Raw genomic sequence first — 18,826 nt, forward strand, 5'->3', positions numbered from 1 at the left:
ATATAGAATGTAATGAACGCATCCCAACCACTGAACCTTTGGCACCGTGCTGGAATTGAGAGATGAGGCGTGGTTCCTCGCAGATTTCCGGCCTTATAGTGCCTACAAGCGGGAGCCTGTTGCTCCCTGATGACTGGAGGAACCACTCATGAAATTTACTCCTTTTGGCGTCGATATTGCAAAACATTTGATGCAAATTCATTTTGTCGATGAATACACAGGTGAAGTTATTGATAGGCAGCTGCGGCGGCAGGATTTTTTAACGTTCTTCAGTAACCGCGAGTCTTGTCTGATTGGCATGGAAGCGTGTGGCGGTGCTCACTACTGGGCACGGGAATTGAGAAAACTGGGGCATGAAGTGCGTTTGCTTCAGGCGCGATTCGTCAGGGCATTCCGGATGGGAAATAAGAATGATGTTCAGGATGCCCGAGCCATATGGCAGGCGGTTCAACAACCCGGTAAATCGGTTGCCGTCAAAAACGAAGAACAACAGGCTATTCTGTCGTTACATAGGATGCGTTACCAATTAGTGAAATTCAGAACCGCGCAAATCAATGCGCTGCATGGTTTGCTACTGGAGTTCGGTGAAACTGTGCATAAGGGCAGAACCTCATTGGATAAAGCGATGCCGGAGGTACTTGAGCGGCTAAGGGAAAAACTGGCACCTTTCCTGCTCCGTCTTCTTGAAGAACAATACCACCGCTTGAACGAAATCGATGAACAAATTGAACAGGTGGAAAAACAACTAATAGCGTGGGCAAAACAGAATGCCGATTGCCAGCGGATTATGAAAATACCCGGTGTTGGTGTGCTGATTGCGACCGCCGCCATCGCCACGATGGGCGATCCCCGTGCGTTCCGGTCGGGCAGAGAATTTTCGGCCTATCTGGGATTGGTGCCGAAACAGACGGGGACGGGAGGCCGGATCAAATTACTGGGGATCAGTAAACGGGGAGATATAGCTAAATCATATTAATATGACATATTATCTAACTCTAAGATGACAAGGCATAAAATGAGATGGTCTATAGCTTAGATTTTAGAAAGCGAGTACTGGCATACAAAGACAAGCATTCGTTGACTTTCGAACAAACGAGTGCCCATTTTGAAATCTCCATGCGTACCTTGTTTCGGTGGTGTCATACAAGGTTCTATTTTATTGCACCACCGAAACAAGGTGTGCATTTGTGGTTTTGCTAAGTTATATTTTTGATGTAATTACTTATTTTTAAATAATAAATTTTACATAAATACTACTCATATCAAAAATGGCTGCATCTATAGATAAACAAAATGACATCTCATATTTCTCATGGTGATAATAATAATTGATAAGGTTTGATTGTAGCAATCTCTGTGATTTAAATCTCGTTATAGATTGATAACAAAGAAGAAATAGTTTTCTGGAAAAAACAAGAGTATTAATCTGCAAATAGGATTAAAGTTGGTTCCTTATGAGCTATCAGCTATCATTGAGTAAAAATAAAATAGTTTATGTTAATGAGGAATGTTAATGACTTATCAACAAGCTGGATATGTTGCTATTGCTAAACGGATCTTGGGTTGGATTATTTTTGTACCCGCTTTTTTATCAACTTTAGTTTCTGTGATTAATCTGGCGTGGCAGCATGGTGCCAAAGGTGATGGTATTAGTGCGGTATTGAATGATTTTCTTAAGATGATGGCAGAAATGATAAAATTTAATACATCATTTTTGGATTTCTTTTGGAAGCACTCTCCGACTCCTGATAGCATGGCTGGAATTACAGGAGAAAATATTGGTTTTTTCATTATTTATATTTTAATGTTCGTTGGTTTAGCGATGAGTGCATCTGGTTTAAGAATGTATCGTCAATTTAAATTCATCAAGGAACATATTGAAGATCAAATGGTTCTGGAACAGGCTAAGGAAAGCGGAATAACTAAGGAAGAGTTGGAAGCTAAAATTAAATTTCCCCGCCATTCACTATTCAGTCAGATTTTTACCCTTTATATATCTCCGATTATTGTTGGTGCGATAGCTTATTTCTTATCTAAATTATTGGGTTGGTAATGCGAAAATACATCTTTAATATATAAATTTTTCTCTTGATTTTGATTGAATTTAAAAATCGAAAAGTTAACCCTGATTTTTTGTAGGGAAGTGTCATTCAGAGCTAACAATAATGATTTTTATTTTCAAATGTGATGCCGATAAGATTTTCTCATCATTATTCAGATAAGAGTTTATCTACCATATTTTGCACAATCATAAAATTATCACCTCCGAAAAGGTTGCATCTGTTCAGTAAATAGTAGAGTTGGTAAATGGGCTGACGTTCAGTGAAATCTAGTGGCAATGGCCAGATACTCTGGTAACCATCAAAAATTTGTAAGGGAAGGTCTGAGTAAAGTGGTAGCATCGCTAAGTCACATTCACGATCTCCCCAATAACAGGCAGGATCAAATATTACAGCACAATCATCATTCAACGATGCACAGTTTGTAGGCCATAAATCCCCATGAAGGAGGGAAGGTTGAGGGTGATGGGCGTGTAATTTGTCACTGATTATTTGGACAATGAGGTTGATATCACCAAATACCATCCCTTGATCAGCAGCAAGTTGCAATTGCCAGCCTATGCGTTTCTCAGCATAAAATTGATTCCAGCGTTTTTGCCACCCATTAGGCTGTATGGTGGTTGAAAGCATGTTATCAAAATCAAAACCAAATTTAGGTTGTTCGCTCCACTGATGTAGTTTCGCAAGATGTTGACCAAAACAATACGCGCTATGGGCATTAAATGGCTTTATAGGTAAATATTCCAGTAAAAGGAAGCTATAGTTGCGATCATGCCCTACACCATAAACTTCGGGAACGCGGGTTGTTTTGCTGCGGGCCAGTAACTCCAATTGTTCTGCTTCAGCTTTAAAAACTGGCAGCATTTCTTTCACGTTGGATTTGACAAAAACATGCTGTTCACCATATTTAATGCACCAAGAACGGTGAATGTCGCCTCCTGCTAATTCCGTTTTATCGTGAATTTCAGTGTCATCAAAATACTCACTTAATAGACGGTTCACGGTTTGCCACATGATTCACCTCATTAAGTTGACAATTGCTAAGCTCATATTACAGACAGATGAAACATTTGAACAGGTTAAAAAGGATTTTAATAGCAATTAATAAAGCCATATCTCAAATTGGATATGGCACTCTGGATTTTTAATTTGATTCTTTGGGAGCTGACGATGTTTAAGAAGGTATCTTTTCTAAGAACTCCTTGTTCACTTTCTTGCGAGCCAATTTTATTTGGTTATAAATAAGGGCAATAGTGAAGAAAATGGCTTGAATGATTACGATGCAAGGCCCTGTTTCACCATCAATATGGAAGCTGATAATAGTACCGATCACGCAGGATGATACGGAAGCAATCATTGCAACAATCAACATGTGATCAAAACTCCGGCAAAGAATAAAAGCAATAATACCTGGTGAGATCAGCATGGCTATAACGAGAATGATGCCGACGGCTTGCAAGGATGCGACGATTGTCAGAGCTAACAAAGATAATAAACAGTAATGAAGAAGTTTCACTGGAAGACCAACAACTCGAGCCTGATTGGGATCGAAGCAGTAGAGCATGAAATCTTTTCGTTTCAACAAAACAATAGCCAGTGTGACTCCCGCAATACACAGTGTTTGAATCAATTCATGTTGGGTAATGCCGAGTATGCTGCCAAATAAAATATGTGTCAGGTGTTGATCCGTATCTATACGAGTGAATAAGATTAAGCCAAACGCAAACATACCAGAGAAAACAATTCCCATGACAGTATCTTCTTTGATTCTGCTGTGTTCTTTCAGATATCCGGTGGCAAACGCACAAAATATACCTGAGAGAAAAGCACCGACTGCAAGTGGGATGCCTGCTGCAAAGGCCAATACGATACCGGGCAGCACGGCATGGGAAATCGCATCACCCATCAAAGACCAGCCTTTTAAGACCAGATAACAAGAAAGTACAGCACAAACCATACCCACTATGATGGCAGCAAAGATAGCCCGCTGCATAAATTCATGCATGAAAGGTTCAGTCATTAATTCAATAAATGTATTCATGAGCGTCCTTCCTGAGTCAACGCCAGAGATTCCTTTCTCGCTCGTTTGCGGGAAGCCAGCATGCCATGTTTAGGGGCAAAGAAGAACGCTAACAGGAAAACCACTGTTTGTAGGGTGACAATGACACCGCCAGTTGCACCATTAAGGAAATAACTTAAATATGCACCGATGCCACTTGTGAGTGAACCGATGGCAACTGCAATGATCAGCAGGTTTTTAAACTTATCGGTCAGTAAATAGGCTGTTGCACCGGGGGTAACAACCATTGCGATAACCAAGATGGCACCTACCGTCTGTAATGCGGCAACCGTACAGGCACTTAATAAAGTAAAGAAAATGATTTTTAACCGTAATGGTGATAACCCGATAGAACGTGCGTGAGTTTCATCGAAGAAAACAACCAACAAATCTTTCCAAAGCAACATTAAGATAATAAAGGAAACGGCGGTAATGATTTCAACTTGTAAAACATCTTCGTCAGCAATGCCTAAAATATTGCCCAGAATAATGGTTTGTACATTCACGGATGTGGGGTTCAGGGAGACGATCAGCAACCCGGCAGCAAAAAAAGTGGAGAATATAAAGCCGATTACTGCATCTTCACGCAATCGAGTGATATGACGCACCAATGTCATTGATAGTGCCGCAAGCATCCCCGTAAAAAAAGCGCCTCCAGCATAAGGTAAGCCAAGAGCATACGCACCTGCTACCCCAGGTACAACAGAGTGGGAGAGTGCGTCTCCCATCAGTGACCAACCTTTCAGCATCAGATAAGCTGATAAAAAAGCACAAACAGCACCAACGATGGCACTTACCCACATAGCCTTTACCATGTAGTTGTAATTGAATGGCTGTAAAAGCAATTCCATCATGGCTGGTTTTCCTTTTGTTTTGGGCTTTGCCGCGGAGGGATATGGTGGTCATGTCCATAGAAGACAGCGGCACGTTCATCATCAGTAATGACGGTCAATGAACGAGGATCATCATCTTCATGCAGTTCAGAACCGGAAAGATTAATATGGCGCAAGACACCGCCAAAGGTGATTTCCAGATTTTTTTGGGTAAAAGTCGTTTCAGTACGACCACTAGCCAACACAGTGCGATTGATCAAAATAACACGATCACAAAATTCAGGAACACTGCCGAGGTTGTGCGTCGATACCAAGACTAAATGCCCTTCATCCCGTAATTCACGGAGTAAATTAACGATGGCATTTTCTGTTTTCACATCCACACCAGTAAAAGGTTCATCCAGCAGCAGGACTTTTCCTTCTTGAGCGAGCGCGCGGGCTAAAAATGCGCGTTTTTTCTGGCCCCCTGAAAGCTCGCCAATTTGACGGTCACGTAGTTCTTTTAATCCAACACGCTCAAGAGCTTCATTTACGACCTGATGATCCCGTTTACTGGGGCGGCGTAAGAATCCCATTTTTCCGTAACGCCCCATCATCACCACATCTGAAACTAAAACCGGGAAGTTCCAATCTACATCTTCAGTTTGTGGAACATAGGCGATGATATTTTGCTTTAATGCAGTTTTTATAGATTGTGTATTGAGAGTCACTTTGCCTTGAGAAGGGGTAACTAATCCCATGATGGTTTTAAATAGTGTGGATTTTCCACTGCCATTCATACCGACCAGCGCACAAATCGTGCCGCCAGTAATATCAAAACTGGCATTGTAAATAGCGGTGTGTCCATTGTTGTAAGTGACAGTCGCGTTATCAACAACCAAGTGGGGCTGCTCAAATAATGGTTGGCGGTTTAATGATGAGCGATTCATTGATTAAATCCTTTCGCAATGGTGTCTACGGTGGTATTCAGCAGATCAATATAAGTAGGCACTGGCCCCTTTTGGGTAGAAAGAGAATCAACATAGAGTACACCGCTGTAACGAGCGCCTGTTTCTTTACTGACTTGTTTTGCCGGTTTATCTGAAACAGTACTTTCGCTGAAAACGACAGGGATTTTGTTAGCTCTTATTATATCAATGACACGGCGAACCTGCTGGGGGGAACCTTGTTCTTCTGCATTAATTGGCCATAAATACACTTCCTTGAAACCATAATCTTGTGTGAGGTAGCTAAAAGCGCCTTCACTGGTAACTAACCAACGTTGTTCTTCAGGAATACGAGAGAGGCGTTCTCTGAGCGGGGCATCTAATTGGGCTATTTTTGCTGCATAAGCTTTGGCATTGTGATTATAAATTTCAGCATTTGCCGGATCGTATTTGACAAGGGCACTACGAATATTTTCGATATATATCAACGCATTTTTAGGTGACATCCAAGCGTGGGGATTGGGATTTTTATTGTAAGGCCCTTCGCGAATAGGCAAAGGAGTAATCCCTTCAGTAATGACAGCAGTAGGTATATCTTTCATATTGTCAAAGAAGCGTTCGAACCAACGTTCTAAATTTAAGCCATTCCAAAGAATGAGGTCCGCACGCTGTGCTTTGATAATATCTTTAGGTGTTGGTTGGTAATCGTGAATTTCTGCGCCGGGCTTTGTGATGGATTCGACAATAGCTGCATCACCAGCGATATTTTGCGCCATATCTTGAATGATAGTGAATGTCGTAACAACTCTGAACGTCTTATCTGCATGAGCTTGTTGGCTGAATAAAACCATTGTTAATAGCGCAATGGTTAGGTTAAATATCGGTACAGCAGAGAGAGAACGTTTTTTATTCATTATGGCAGACCCTATTTGTTATACATATTATCATTGATAATGATTATCAATATCATCTGAATGAAGTCAAGATGATATCAGCAAAATTGATAATAGATTTGTTAGATACTCCTTTACTCTTTGTTGATTGGTATGACAGTAGTGAGTCACATGCGAACAAAAAAACGACATATTGTCCAGAATTACCCAAGAACAATGGATTAACTTATTTTGATAAGCAATGGAAAAATATTTTTGGCTTATCGATAAAATTATATATCCTTTATAGGATCAATTTTATTTAGGGGAAGCTGCGTGAAATTAAGACTTCGTTATATTATGTTGGCACTGTTATTAACGGGATGTGCAGGCGAAAAAGGGCATCAATCAGATATCAACAGACAACCAACCACAAAACGTATGCTGGATGGTAATAGAGCTATTTTTAATTCTCCTAAATTGACCAATCGATCTGAACCCACTCAGTTTGATGCCTTCATTGGGCAAGCCGCAAAACGTTATGGTGTTGATGAAACCCTTATTAAAGCAATTATTCAAGTTGAGTCAGGTTTTCGTCCAGAAGTTGTCAGCAAATCGAATGCTGTTGGATTAATGCAAATTAAAGCAACAACGGCGGGGCGAGATGCCTACAGAATGAAAGGAAAATCAGGGCAGCCGACAGTGCGTGAATTGAAAGATCCTGAAACGAACATTGACCTTGGCACTGCTTATATCAGTATCTTGAAAAAACAGCATTTGGAAGGTATTTCGAACCCAGAAACGCTGTATTATGCAACAATAGTCGCTTATGTGAATGGTGCAGGGGCATTGTTACGTACATTTGATTCAAACCGAACTGTAGCAATTAATAAGATCAATCGAATGACGCCTGATCAGTTTTATCAATATGTTCAAAATAATCACCCTGCACCACAGGCTCCGCGTTATTTATGGAAAGTGAAAAATGCTTATCGTGGTTTAGTAATGACGCAATAACCGCAATTAATAAATTATTCTTAATGGATTTTGACCCATTTTCAATTCTTTTCATTGCCAAGAAGCTCACTTCCCTGGTCTTTTATTAAGTTAGTGAGTCTGCCAATTTTAATCATAATCATAAAAAACTTTTTCTTTGTGAATAAAAATCAGAGAGGGGAAATGGCGTTGCGAAGTTGAACATTCAGAATCACTATAGATTGAGTGAATTATTAATTCAGAAAGGCGATCCATTAGAAACCCGTGAGTTACCCAGTGGGCATGATTATGTCTCATGGTGTGAAATACTCTATGATGGAATTCGGTCACTTTCCTTACATTGGTAATTTTTAAAAGAGTTGTTTTGAATTTCGCACCAGTATAATTATCAATCAATTGATTAACCTGATGTAATATCAAGATAAGCTATTTTAACACCTACTCTGTGTGATAGTATGTCGAGCGAGTTAGGCAAATGTACCGGATACATTTTCGAAATGTGTCCTTAAAATGTGTACACATCTTGCGGAGTGAAGCAAGAATTTGTTTCTAACGTGCTGATTAATAATAAATTTGATTTAATACAAGTGATCTTGCGTGTGGGTCACCACTGTATATAAGGATTTTAAATGCCTGTAATTACTCTTCCTGACGGTAGTCAACGTCAATTTGAGCATGCTGTTTCCGTAATGGATGTGGCGCTTGATATCGGTGCTGGCTTGGCAAAAGCATGTATTGCCGGCCGTATTAATGGTGAATTGGTTGATGCGTGCGAATTAATTGAAACCGATGCCAATCTCGCGATTATCACTAGCAAGAATGAAGAAGGTCTGGAAATCATTCGCCACTCATGTGCACACTTGTTGGGGCACGCCATTAAGCAATTGTGGCCTAATACGAAAATGGCTATCGGTCCAGTGATTGATAATGGCTTCTATTACGATGTCGATTTGGATCGCTCTTTGACGCAGGAAGATATCGAGTTGCTTGAAAAGCGCATGCTTGAACTTGCCAAAAAAGACTACGATGTCATTAAGAAAAAAGTCAGTTGGCAAGAAGCGCGTGATACCTTTGCGGCTCGTGGCGAAGAATACAAGATCCAGATTTTGGATGAAAATATCAGCCATGATGATCGTCCGGGTCTGTATCACCATGAAGAATACGTTGATATGTGCCGTGGGCCGCATGTTCCTAATATGCGTTTCTGCCATCATTTCAAACTGCAAAAAATTGCAGGGGCATATTGGCGCGGCAATAGCGACAACAAAATGTTGCAACGTATTTATGGTACTGCGTGGGCGGATAAGAAACAGCTTAATGCCTATTTACAACGCTTGGAAGAAGCGGCAAAACGTGATCACCGTAAAATCGGTAAACAGCTTGACCTGTATCATATGCAGGAAGAAGCACCAGGCATGGCGTTTTGGCATAATGATGGCTGGACAATCTTCCGTGAATTGGAAACATTTGTCCGTACAAAACTGAAAGAGTATCAGTATCAAGAAGTTAAAGGCCCATTCATGATGGATCGCATCATGTGGGAAAAAACGGGGCACTGGGAAAACTATAAAGAAAATATGTTCACGACTTCATCTGAAAACCGTGAATACTGTGTAAAACCAATGAACTGCCCAGGGCACGTCCAGATTTTCAACCAAGGGTTGAAGTCTTATCGTGATTTACCTCTGCGTATGGCTGAATTTGGTAGTTGTCACCGTAATGAGCCATCAGGGGCTTTGCATGGTTTGATGCGTGTACGTGGCTTTACTCAGGATGATGCTCATATCTTCTGTACTGAAGATCAAATTCTTCAAGAAGTCAGTAGCTGTATCAAAATGATTTACGACGTGTACAGTACATTTGGTTTCGAGAAGATTGTCGTTAAATTATCAACTCGCCCAGAGAAACGCATTGGTACAGAAAAACAGTGGGATGAAGCAGAAGCCGATCTTGCTGAAGCATTGACCCAAAAAGGTATTGAGTTTGAATACCAACCGGGCGAAGGTGCATTTTATGGCCCTAAAATTGAATTTACTCTATATGATTGTTTGGATCGTGCGTGGCAATGTGGTACTGTGCAACTCGATTTTTCACTACCAGCGCGTTTGAGTGCGTCATATGTAGGTGAAAATAACGAACGTAAGGTTCCTGTAATGATTCACCGTGCGGTTCTGGGGTCTCTGGAACGGTTCATCGGTATCCTGACAGAAGAGTATGCTGGGTTTTTCCCAACATGGTTGGCTCCTCAGCAAGTCGTCGTCATGAATATTACTGACGGTCAGGCAGATTATGTACAGGAATTGGTTAAAAAACTTCAAGATGTGGGCATTCGTGCAAAAGCAGACTTGAGAAACGAGAAGATTGGTTTTAAAATCCGTGAACACACTCTGCGTCGTGTACCTTACATGCTTGTTTGTGGTGATAAAGAAGTCGAGTCAGGAAAAGTATCTGTCCGTACTCGCCGCGGCAAGGACTTAGGTAGCATTGACGTCAGTGAATTTACAGGAAAACTGCTGACAGAAATACGCAGTCGTAATCTTCATCAATTGGAGGAATAAGGTATTAAAGGCGGAAAAAGAATTCAACCGGCGCGCCCAAATCGCATTAATGAAGAGATTCGCGCCTCTGAAGTTCGTTTAACTGGATTAGATGGCGAGCAGATTGGTATTGTCAGTCTGAGGGTAGCTCTTGAGAAAGCTGAAGAAGCTGGTGTTGATTTAGTGGAAATCAGCCCAAATGCCGAACCGCCAGTTTGTCGTATCATGGATTACGGCAAATTCCTCTATGAGAAGAGTAAATCAGTCAAAGAACAGAAAAAGAAACAAAAGGTTATTCAGGTCAAGGAAATTAAATTCCGTCCTGGTACAGATGAAGGCGACTATCAGGTCAAACTACGCAACCTGATTCGTTTTCTGGAAGATGGCGATAAAGCCAAAATCACCCTGCGTTTCCGTGGGCGTGAAATGGCGCACCAACAGATTGGTATCGAGATGCTTAACCGTATTCGTGACGATCTGAATGAACTGGCAGTGGTTGAATCCTTCCCAACGAAGGTTGAAGGCCGCCAGATGATCATGGTGCTCGCTCCTAAGAAGAAATAGTCAGGCAAACAAGTAATAGACTCCAGCCAATTTCTGGATGGAGTCTATTCGCCTTACTAGTTCGTTGTAATTAACAATGCGAAGTGGAAATTAAAATGCCAAAGATTAAAACAGTACGCGGCGCAGCTAAACGCTTCAAAAAAACCGCAAGCGGCGGTTTCAAGCGTAAGCACGCTAACCTTCGTCACATTCTGACTAAGAAATCAACCAAGCGTAAACGTCATTTACGTCCAAAAGGCATGGTCTCCAAAGGAGATCTGGGCCTGGTTGTTGCTTGTCTGCCATACGCATAAGCAATTTTTTAGATTAGAACTCAGAGACGATAGGAGAAGTATATGGCTCGCGTAAAACGTGGTGTTATTGCCCGTGCACGTCACAAGAAAATTTTGAAACAAGCGAAAGGTTACTACGGTGCTCGTTCGCGCGTTTATCGTGTTGCTTTCCAGGCTGTTATCAAAGCTGGTCAGTACGCTTACCGTGACCGCCGTCAGCGTAAACGTCAGTTCCGTCAACTGTGGATTGCACGTATCAACGCTGCTGCACGTCAGAACGGCATGTCTTACAGCCGTTTCATCAATGGCCTGAAAAAGGCTTCGATTGAAATCGACCGTAAGATTCTGGCTGACATCGCTGTATTCGACAAAGTAGCATTTGCTGCTCTGGTTGAAAAAGCGAAGGGCGCTCTGGCATAAGTCAGATTAAAAGAGGGAGCTTGCTCCCTCTTTTACTTTTTTCCAAAATGTGGCTTACTAATGTTTTGGTTATTATTTTTTAAGTTATTATTACTTAGTCTATTATTTAGATTTGAATCATAATCAGATTACGAGTAGCCAATTTAAAAAGGATACAGGAGAGAGAACAGACATGATGAAGTTAGCCTTTTTTCGTTTCTTCTTTTACTTTAGCACCTGAGAACAGGGGGCTTTGCGCGTAAGAAAAGAAACGAAAAATAGCGCTTGAGCCTCCAGTGTGGAGGCTTTTTTATTTTTATGGCCTCGTCAATAGATAATTTGAAGGCATAATCGATAACAACTAAAGGGCCATCTGGCCAAAGGAAGAGGAAAACGATGTCACATCTTACTGAGCTGGTTGCAAAGGCAAAAGCAGCCGTAGAAGAAGCCCAGGATGTTGCCGCGTTGGATTTGGTGCGAGTTGAATACCTGGGAAAAAAAGGCCATTTAACTCTCCAGATGTCATCGCTGCGTGATTTACCAGCTGAAGAGCGTCCAGCGGCTGGGGCTGTTATTAATCAGGCGAAACAAGAAGTTCAAGAATCATTGAATGCACGTAAAGCAAAGTTAGAATCAGATATTCTGAATACACGCTTGTCAGCAGAAAAAATCGATGTTTCATTGCCTGGCCGCCGTATGGAAAATGGTGGATTGCATCCTGTTACCCGCACGATTGAACGTATTGAAACTTTCTTTGGCGAACTGGGTTTTTCTGTTGAATCGGGGCCAGAAATCGAAGATGACTATCATAATTTTGATGCGCTGAACATTCCTGCACACCATCCAGCACGGGCTGATCATGATACTTTCTGGTTTGATGCGACACGTTTATTACGTACTCAGACATCTGGGGTACAGATTCGTACCATGAAAGATAGTCAACCACCTATCCGTATCATTGCGCCAGGGCGTGTATATCGTAATGATTACGATCAGACTCATACCCCAATGTTCCATCAGGTAGAGGGACTGATTGTTGATAAAGATATCAGTTTTACCAACCTGAAAGGTACACTGCATGACTTTTTGAACAACTTCTTTGAAGAAGATATGCAGGTTCGTTTCCGTCCTTCTTACTTTCCATTTACAGAGCCTTCCGCTGAAGTTGATGTAATGGGCAAAAATGGCAAGTGGTTGGAAGTGTTGGGCTGCGGTATGGTACATCCGAACGTATTGCGTAACGTTGGTATTGATCCTGAAGTCTATTCTGGTTTCGCCTTTGGTATGGGAATGGAGCGTCTGACCATGCTTCGTTATGGTGTTACAGACTTGCGTGCATTCTTTGAAAATGATTTGCGTTTCCTCAAACAATTTAAATAAGGCGGGTATATCTCATGAAATTCAGTGAACTCTGGTTACGCGAGTGGGCAAACCCAGCCATTAACAGTGAAGCATTGTCTGATCAAATCACCATGGCGGGTTTGGAAGTTGATGGTGTTGAAAAAGTGGCAGGCCAGTTCCACGGTGTATTTGTTGGTGAAGTTGTTGAATGTGGCCAACATCCAAACGCAGATAAATTGCGTGTGACAAAAGTTAATGTCGGCGGCGAACGTCTGTTGGATATTGTTTGTGGTGCACCAAATTGCCGTCAGGGTCTTCGTGTCGCTGTCGCTACAGTTGGAGCTGTACTACCCGGTGATTTCAAAATTAAAGCTGCTAAACTGCGCGGAGAGCCGTCAGAGGGGATGCTGTGTTCGTTTTCTGAACTAGGTATTGCTAACGATCATGATGGAATTATCGAATTGCCAGCAGATGCCCCGATTGGCACTGATCTGCGTGATTACATGAAATTAGATGATAACGCGATTGAAATCAGCATTACACCAAACCGTGCTGATTGCCTGAGCATCATGGGTGTTGCCCGTGACGTAGCGGTCATCAATAAATTGTCTATGACCGAATCAAAAATTGAAACGGTTAAACCAACCATAGACACGAAATTCCCTATCCGTGTTGACGCTCCTGAAGCTTGCCCTCGTTATTTGGGTCGTGTTATTAAAAATGTGAATGTCAAGGCTACCACTCCTTTGTGGATGTGTGAAAAACTGCGCCGTGGTGGTATTCGTTCCATTGATCCCGTTGTTGATATCACCAACTATGTTTTGCTTGAACTAGGGCAACCGTTGCATGCGTTCGATCTGGGGCGTTTAAATGGCTCAATTATTGTTCGCATGGCTGAGCAAGGTGAAAAGCTCACCCTATTAGATGGCAATGAAGCGGAACTTTCTGCTGAAACGCTAGTGATTTCTGATGAAAAGCAAGCACTTGCCATAGCAGGGATTTTTGGTGGAGAATATTCGGGAGTTAATGCGGAAACTCAGCATATTATGCTGGAGTCTGCGTTTTTTGCACCGTTGGCTATTGCAGGGCGTGCTCGCCGTTATGGTCTGCATACTGATGCTTCTCATCGCTTTGAACGTGGGGTTGATCCACAACTTCAGCATAAAGCGATAGAATATGCTACTCAGTTGTTGATTGCCATCTGTGGTGGAGAAGCAGGGGAGATTGTTGATGTAACCAGCGAATCTCATTTGCCAAAACCTGCAACAATTACTCTGAATCGCAAGAAATTAGATCGGCTGATTGGTCATCATATCGCTGATGAACAGGTAACAGATATTCTGACACGTTTAGGTTGCCAGGTAACCGTTCAGAATGATAGTTGGCAAGCTGTTGCACCTAGCTGGCGTTTTGATATGCAGATCGAAGAAGATTTGGTTGAGGAAGTTGCCCGTATTTACGGTTACAACAATATTCCTGACGTGCCAGTGCGTGCTGATCTTGTGATGACTTCACATCGTGAAGCTGATTTGTCACTAAAACGCGTTAAAACAATGCTGGTGGATAAAGGTTATCAAGAAGCAATTACCTATAGTTTTGTTGATCCTAAGATTCAGCAACACTTGCACCCGCAGGAAGAAGCACTGATTCTGCCTAATCCGATTTCGGCGGATATGTCTGCGATGCGCTTATCTCTGCTGACGGGATTATTAACTACTGTTGCGTATAATCAGAATCGCCAACAGAACCGTGTGCGTTTATTTGAAACTGGGTTGCGTTTTGTACCAGATGAAAATGCGGAGAATGGCATTCGTCAGGAATTGATGCTTGCTGGCGTTATTGCAGGAAATCGTTTCGAAGAACACTGGTCGATTGAAAAACAAGCGGTTGACTTCTTTGATTTGAAGGGTGATTTAGAAACTGTTTTAGAATTAACAGGTAAAATGTCTGGCATTTCCTTTAAGGCAGAGAAACATTCTGCTTTACATCCTGGGCAAAGTGCTGGGATTTATCTGGAAAATAGTTACATTGGTTATATTGGTGTTGTTCATCCAGAACTGGAGCGTAAACTTGACTTAAACGGCCGTACCGTGGTATTCGAGTTATTATGGTCCAGTCTGGCAGACCGCGTAATCCCTGAAATGACGGAAGTTTCTCGCTTCCCGTCTAACCGCCGTGATATCGCCATAGTTGTGCCTGAAAATGTAGCCGCAGAAGATGTTCTGGTTGAATGTAAGAAAGTTGGCGTAAATCATATAGTTGGCATAAACTTATTTGACGTGTATTGTGGTAAAGGTGTCGCGGAAGGCTACAAGAGCCTTGCTATTAGCTTAATCTTGCAGGATACCATGCGTACACTGGAAGAAGAAGAAATTGCTGCGACCGTTAACAAATGCGTTGCTGCATTAGAACAGCGATTCCAAGCATCCTTGAGGGACTGAACTTATGGCGCTTACTAAAGCTGAAATGTCAGAAAATCTTTTTGAAAAACTGGGTATTAGCAAGCGTGACGCTAAAGATCTAGTGGAGATGTTCTTTGAAGAAGTGCGTCACTCTTTAGAGAACGGGGAGCAGGTTAAGTTATCTGGATTCGGCAACTTTGATTTGCGAGACAAAAATCAACGTCCAGGCCGGAATCCAAAAACAGGAGAGGATATTCCGATTACGGCTCGCCGTGTTGTCACTTTTCGCCCAGGCCAAAAGTTGAAAAATCGGGTAGAAAAAGCGTTACCCAAAGAATAAATACACAAAAAGGCCGCACTTGTGCGGTCTTTTTCTTATCTTTCATATCCCATTGTCAGCAACGGGATAAATTCCCTTTTTCCTAAATGGTCTAATATCACCATGTACTCTGTTTATGAGTTGATCACTTATCAGAGAAAACGTAACCATCAAGTGATAGCAATTCTGTCTGTTTTTTTCATTATCCTGTTTGTTTTGTCATTATGTGCAGGTGAAATCTGGTTCTGGCCTGATCAATGGTTATCTGATCCTGCCCGGTTATTTATTTGGCAATTGAGATTACCCAGAGCGCTTGCAGTGATGGCTGTCGGGGCAAGTTTGGCCGTATCAGGCGCTATTATGCAGGCGTTGTTTGAAAATCCGCTGGCAGAGCCGGGATTACTTGGAGTCAGTAATGGTGCAGGCGTTGTAGTGGTATGTTTGATATTGGCTTTTCATGGTATTGCTCCACTATGGTTATTAAGCGTTGGAGCGGTACTTGGAGCGCTTTTTATGACAGCAATTTTGTTGGGATTCTCCCGAAGGCATCAAGTGACTAATACCCGTTTGCTATTGATTGGCGTTGCTTTCGGAGTGATATTTGGGGCCTTGATGACATGGATGGTTTATTTCAGCACAAACTTGGATCTAAGGCAGCTGATGTATTGGATGATGGGAAGTTTCAGCGGCATTGATTGGCGTCAGAAATGGTTAGTAATTGCATTATTCCCCGCTATTTTATGGTTAAGCCGCAAGGGGAACATTTTGAATTATCTATCGCTTGGGGAATTGCAGGCACGACAACTAGGTATATCTCATCACAAATGGCGCAATTTATTTGTATCGGTGGTTGGATTATTAGTTGGATTGAGCGTTGCTCTTGCAGGAGCGATAAGTTTTATCGGTTTAGTTATTCCTCATATCTTAAGATTGATTGGCTTGACTGATCATAAAGCGCTGCTTCCCGCCAGTGCGTTAGCGGGAAGCTGTGGTTTGTTATTGGCTGACTTATTTTCCCGATTGTCATTATCTCACGCAGAGGTACCGATTGGAGTCGTTACTGTAACCTTAGGTGCTCCGGTTTTTATATGGCTTTTATTAAGAGCACACCATTATTAAAAACAAATGACTATCCAACTAATAATAAAGGTAACAAGGCGGGAGTAATAACATGACTAACAAACCGATCCTGGAATTGGATAACGTTAGTGTTAACAACAGACTGAAAGCATTGTCTGGATCTGTTATGGCTGGAGAACAAATTCATTTGGTTGGATTAAATGGTTCAGGGAAAAGTACTTTGCTTTCAGCGATTGCGGGAGTTTTATCCTACAGCGGCTGTATTCATTTAATTGGCCGGGACTTGAGACATTATCGTCAACACGAACAGGCAAGGTGCCGGGCTTGGTTTTCTCAATCATCGTCTACTCCCATTATGCCCGTCTTCCAATACTTGGACATGTTCCGCCCTGAATCGGCTCCACTGGCCCAGAGTGAGAATGTATTGTATGAACTCTGTCAGCAAATGAGACTCCTGCCATTGCTTTCTTCTCCAATTAGTCAGCTATCAGGTGGAGAATGGCAGCGTGTCAGATTAGCCGGAACTTTTTTTCAAGTATGGCCGGAATTGAATCCTGACGGAAGATTGCTTTTGCTTGATGAGCCTACAAATAACCTTGATATTACCCAACAAGCTATTTTAGATAAGTTGATCAAACAATTCTGTTCATTGGGGGGAACGGTACTGCTGAGTAGCCATGATCTTGATCATACTTATGAGCAAGCGACGGGTGTATGGTTACTTTCACATGGAAAATTATTAACATCTGGTATACCAGAGAAAGTAATGACAGAACGAAATTTATCAGAAATTTTTGAAGTAAAAATTAGACATATTAAAAATACTGACTATAAATTATGGAGGGTCAACCATCTGTAATTTCTGTAATTGAAATCTATCATAATCATTAAAGCCTATCTTTTTTGGTACCTTGGTTGACTAATATTTGTTTCTTCGTTGATGTTTCGTTAAACAAGCATCATCTAGAATCGTTCAATTATAAAACAAATTTAGATTACGCAAGGCATAAGGCGATTATGGATAGTTTTTTGCCATTTTCTCGTCCTGCGATTGGCAGCGAAGAGATAGAAGCAGTAGAGAAAGTTTTACGTTCAGGTTGGATTACGACAGGGCCACAAAATCACCAATTAGAGCAAGATTTTTCTCGCATGTTCGGATGTAAGCATGCAGTTGCTCTATGCTCTGCGACTGCGGGCATGCACTTGGTTTTGCTGGCATTAGGTATAGGCCCTGGCGACGAAGTGATCACCCCTTCCCAGACGTGGGTTTCCACAATCAATATGATTTGTTTATTGGGCGCAGAGCCTGTCATGGTTGATGTTGACCGTGATACGTTAATGGTCAGCGCAGAAACAATCAAAAAAGCCATTACACCAAAAACCAAGGCGATTATTCCTGTTCATTATGCAGGAGCACCTTGTGATCTTGATGCGCTGCGCGCCGTTGCTCAAGAAGCCAATATTCCTCTGATTGAAGATGCTGCCCATGCCGTCGGCACCCGCTATAAAAACGAGTGGGTAGGGGAACGGGGAACCGCCATCTTTTCTTTCCATGCCATTAAAAACATAACCTGTGCTGAAGGCGGTATATTCGTTACAGATGATGACGAACTCGCACAACGGCTCCGCTGTTTAAGATTTCATGGATTGGCTGTTGATGCTTTCGATCGACAAATTCAAGGCAGAAAACCTCAGGCAGAAGTTGTTGAGCCGGGCTTTAAATATAATTTATCAGATATCCATGCGGCGATAGCGGTTGTACAGTTAGGAAAATTAGCATCAATGAACGCACGCCGTGGCGAGTTGGTGGCTCGATATTCTGCTGCACTTATCAACTCACCTTTGCAAATGTTGAGTGTTCCTGAATATGAGCATTTGCATTCCCATCATCTTTTCATGGTACGTGTTGACAAAAGTATCTGTGGTATTGACCGGGATACTTTTATGGAACGCCTGAAGGATCGAAATATTGGCACTGGTTTGCATTTTAAGGCCGCGCATACGCAAAAATATTACAGGAAACGTTATCCTCATCTTTCCCTGCCTGTATCTGAGTGGAATTCGTCAACCCTCTGTTCACTGCCACTTTTCCCAGATATGAACAACGATGATGTAGATCGTGTTGTGAACGCGATAACTGAAATTCTTTTGGAGCATAAGTAAGTG

General features: G+C 42.0%; 18 protein-coding genes, 2 pseudogenes and 1 other annotated feature. Of the genes and pseudogenes, 15 read left to right on the forward strand and 5 right to left on the reverse strand.

What is annotated here, in order from left to right:
- Window positions 1-148: 148 nt before the first annotated feature.
- The 3 genes and pseudogenes from AB204_RS06790 to AB204_RS06795 form a co-directional block, all read left to right on the forward strand.
- A pseudogene (locus AB204_RS06790) lies at window positions 149-958 on the forward strand (IS110 family RNA-guided transposase); the annotation flags it as partial.
- A gap of 62 nt (window positions 959-1,020) precedes the next feature.
- Window positions 1,021-1,143: pseudogene (locus AB204_RS23835) on the forward strand (IS630 transposase-related protein); the annotation flags it as partial.
- A gap of 370 nt (window positions 1,144-1,513) precedes the next feature.
- Complete coding sequence (locus AB204_RS06795; RefSeq protein WP_047962626.1) at window positions 1,514-2,053, forward strand: YniB family protein; 540 nt, start codon at window positions 1,514-1,516, stop codon at window positions 2,051-2,053.
- Window positions 2,054-2,210: 157 nt separating this feature from the next.
- On the opposite strand, the gene AB204_RS06800 is transcribed toward AB204_RS06795, so the two are convergent.
- From AB204_RS06800 to AB204_RS06820, 5 genes are all read right to left on the reverse strand, one after another.
- Window positions 2,211-3,074: a fructosamine kinase family protein gene (locus tag AB204_RS06800; RefSeq protein ID WP_047962627.1), complete on the reverse strand. Its 864-nt coding sequence runs from the start codon at window positions 3,072-3,074 to the stop codon at window positions 2,211-2,213.
- 160 nt (window positions 3,075-3,234) lie between these two features.
- A complete protein-coding gene (locus tag AB204_RS06805; protein ID WP_047962628.1) occupies window positions 3,235-4,101 on the reverse strand; it encodes a metal ABC transporter permease in 867 nt (288 codons plus the stop codon).
- Window positions 4,098-4,973, reverse strand: coding sequence for a metal ABC transporter permease (locus AB204_RS06810; protein WP_047962629.1), 876 nt, complete (start codon window positions 4,971-4,973; stop codon window positions 4,098-4,100). Before AB204_RS06810 ends, AB204_RS06805 begins: the two co-directional genes overlap by 4 nt.
- A complete protein-coding gene (locus AB204_RS06815) occupies window positions 4,970-5,881 on the reverse strand; it encodes a manganese/iron ABC transporter ATP-binding protein (RefSeq protein ID WP_047962630.1) in 912 nt (303 codons plus the stop codon). Before AB204_RS06815 ends, AB204_RS06810 begins: the two co-directional genes overlap by 4 nt.
- Entirely contained in the window at window positions 5,878-6,792 is a 915-nt protein-coding gene (locus AB204_RS06820) for a metal ABC transporter substrate-binding protein (RefSeq protein WP_047962631.1), read from the reverse strand. Before AB204_RS06820 ends, AB204_RS06815 begins: the two co-directional genes overlap by 4 nt.
- Before the next feature lie 294 nt (window positions 6,793-7,086).
- Here AB204_RS06820 and AB204_RS06830 point away from each other — a divergent pair, with 294 nt between their 5' ends.
- The 12 genes from AB204_RS06830 to arnB all read left to right on the forward strand — a co-directional run bounded on the left by AB204_RS06830 (window position 7,087) and on the right by arnB (window position 18,823).
- Window positions 7,087-7,767: a transglycosylase SLT domain-containing protein gene (locus tag AB204_RS06830; protein WP_072061404.1), complete on the forward strand. Its 681-nt coding sequence runs from the start codon at window positions 7,087-7,089 to the stop codon at window positions 7,765-7,767.
- 608 nt (window positions 7,768-8,375) lie between these two features.
- Complete coding sequence (thrS, locus tag AB204_RS06835) at window positions 8,376-10,304, forward strand: threonine--tRNA ligase (RefSeq protein WP_047962634.1); 1,929 nt, start codon at window positions 8,376-8,378, stop codon at window positions 10,302-10,304.
- A 3-nt stretch (window positions 10,305-10,307) separates the two neighbouring features.
- Complete coding sequence (infC, locus tag AB204_RS06840) at window positions 10,308-10,847, forward strand: translation initiation factor IF-3 (RefSeq protein WP_072061405.1); 540 nt, start codon at window positions 10,308-10,310, stop codon at window positions 10,845-10,847.
- A 95-nt stretch (window positions 10,848-10,942) separates the two neighbouring features.
- Window positions 10,943-11,140, forward strand: coding sequence for a 50S ribosomal protein L35 (rpmI, locus tag AB204_RS06845; RefSeq protein WP_006118955.1), 198 nt, complete (start codon window positions 10,943-10,945; stop codon window positions 11,138-11,140).
- Window positions 11,141-11,182: 42 nt separating this feature from the next.
- A complete protein-coding gene (gene rplT / locus AB204_RS06850) occupies window positions 11,183-11,539 on the forward strand; it encodes a 50S ribosomal protein L20 (protein WP_010847342.1) in 357 nt (118 codons plus the stop codon).
- A 171-nt stretch (window positions 11,540-11,710) separates the two neighbouring features.
- Window positions 11,711-11,833: a sequence feature (Phe leader region), on the forward strand.
- Window positions 11,715-11,759 carry a pheST operon leader peptide PheM gene (gene pheM / locus AB204_RS23910; protein ID WP_366301101.1) on the forward strand — a complete coding sequence of 15 codons (45 nt, stop codon included), beginning with the start codon at window positions 11,715-11,717 and terminating at the stop codon, window positions 11,757-11,759. It overlaps the preceding feature by 45 nt.
- Before the next feature lie 81 nt (window positions 11,834-11,914).
- On the forward strand, window positions 11,915-12,898 hold the full coding sequence (gene pheS, locus AB204_RS06855; RefSeq protein WP_047962636.1) for a phenylalanine--tRNA ligase subunit alpha: 984 nt from the start codon (window positions 11,915-11,917) through the stop codon (window positions 12,896-12,898).
- A gap of 14 nt (window positions 12,899-12,912) precedes the next feature.
- Window positions 12,913-15,300 carry a phenylalanine--tRNA ligase subunit beta gene (gene pheT, locus AB204_RS06860; protein WP_047962637.1) on the forward strand — a complete coding sequence of 796 codons (2,388 nt, stop codon included), beginning with the start codon at window positions 12,913-12,915 and terminating at the stop codon, window positions 15,298-15,300.
- Window positions 15,301-15,304: 4 nt separating this feature from the next.
- Window positions 15,305-15,601 (forward strand): integration host factor subunit alpha, encoded by a 297-nt coding sequence (ihfA, locus tag AB204_RS06865; protein WP_047962638.1) that lies wholly within the window; start codon window positions 15,305-15,307, stop codon window positions 15,599-15,601.
- A 102-nt stretch (window positions 15,602-15,703) separates the two neighbouring features.
- A complete protein-coding gene (gene btuC / locus AB204_RS06870; protein WP_047962639.1) occupies window positions 15,704-16,699 on the forward strand; it encodes a vitamin B12 ABC transporter permease BtuC in 996 nt (331 codons plus the stop codon).
- A 52-nt stretch (window positions 16,700-16,751) separates the two neighbouring features.
- Window positions 16,752-17,519, forward strand: a complete 768-nt coding sequence (gene btuD / locus AB204_RS06875; protein WP_047962640.1) for a vitamin B12 ABC transporter ATP-binding protein BtuD — start codon at window positions 16,752-16,754, stop codon at window positions 17,517-17,519.
- A gap of 158 nt (window positions 17,520-17,677) precedes the next feature.
- Window positions 17,678-18,823 carry a UDP-4-amino-4-deoxy-L-arabinose aminotransferase gene (gene arnB / locus AB204_RS06880; RefSeq protein WP_047962641.1) on the forward strand — a complete coding sequence of 382 codons (1,146 nt, stop codon included), beginning with the start codon at window positions 17,678-17,680 and terminating at the stop codon, window positions 18,821-18,823.
- The last annotated feature ends 3 nt before the right edge of the window (window positions 18,824-18,826 follow it).

Origin of the sequence: Xenorhabdus khoisanae (assembly GCF_001037465.1) — a bacterium.
GTDB lineage: Bacteria > Pseudomonadota > Gammaproteobacteria > Enterobacterales > Enterobacteriaceae > Xenorhabdus > Xenorhabdus khoisanae.

Bases quoted from the DNA above. Each gene is read 5' to 3' on its own strand.
- arnB (WP_047962641.1), top strand. From the start codon at position 17,678: ATGGATAGTTTTTTGCCATTTTCTCGTCCTGCGATTGGCAGCGAAGAG.
- AB204_RS06820 (WP_047962631.1), bottom strand. From the start codon at position 6,792: ATGAATAAAAAACGTTCTCTCTCTGCTGTACCGATATTTAACCTAACC.
- ihfA (WP_047962638.1), top strand. From the start codon at position 15,305: ATGGCGCTTACTAAAGCTGAAATGTCAGAAAATCTTTTTGAAAAACTG.
- btuC (WP_047962639.1), top strand. From the start codon at position 15,704: ATGTACTCTGTTTATGAGTTGATCACTTATCAGAGAAAACGTAACCAT.
- rplT (WP_010847342.1), top strand. From the start codon at position 11,183: ATGGCTCGCGTAAAACGTGGTGTTATTGCCCGTGCACGTCACAAGAAA.
- pheS (WP_047962636.1), top strand. From the start codon at position 11,915: ATGTCACATCTTACTGAGCTGGTTGCAAAGGCAAAAGCAGCCGTAGAA.
- btuD (WP_047962640.1), top strand. From the start codon at position 16,752: ATGACTAACAAACCGATCCTGGAATTGGATAACGTTAGTGTTAACAAC.
- AB204_RS06800 (WP_047962627.1), bottom strand. From the start codon at position 3,074: ATGTGGCAAACCGTGAACCGTCTATTAAGTGAGTATTTTGATGACACT.
- pheT (WP_047962637.1), top strand. From the start codon at position 12,913: ATGAAATTCAGTGAACTCTGGTTACGCGAGTGGGCAAACCCAGCCATT.
- AB204_RS06795 (WP_047962626.1), top strand. From the start codon at position 1,514: ATGACTTATCAACAAGCTGGATATGTTGCTATTGCTAAACGGATCTTG.
- AB204_RS06805 (WP_047962628.1), bottom strand. From the start codon at position 4,101: ATGAATACATTTATTGAATTAATGACTGAACCTTTCATGCATGAATTT.
- thrS (WP_047962634.1), top strand. From the start codon at position 8,376: ATGCCTGTAATTACTCTTCCTGACGGTAGTCAACGTCAATTTGAGCAT.
- AB204_RS06810 (WP_047962629.1), bottom strand. From the start codon at position 4,973: ATGATGGAATTGCTTTTACAGCCATTCAATTACAACTACATGGTAAAG.
- rpmI (WP_006118955.1), top strand. From the start codon at position 10,943: ATGCCAAAGATTAAAACAGTACGCGGCGCAGCTAAACGCTTCAAAAAA.
- AB204_RS06815 (WP_047962630.1), bottom strand. From the start codon at position 5,881: ATGAATCGCTCATCATTAAACCGCCAACCATTATTTGAGCAGCCCCAC.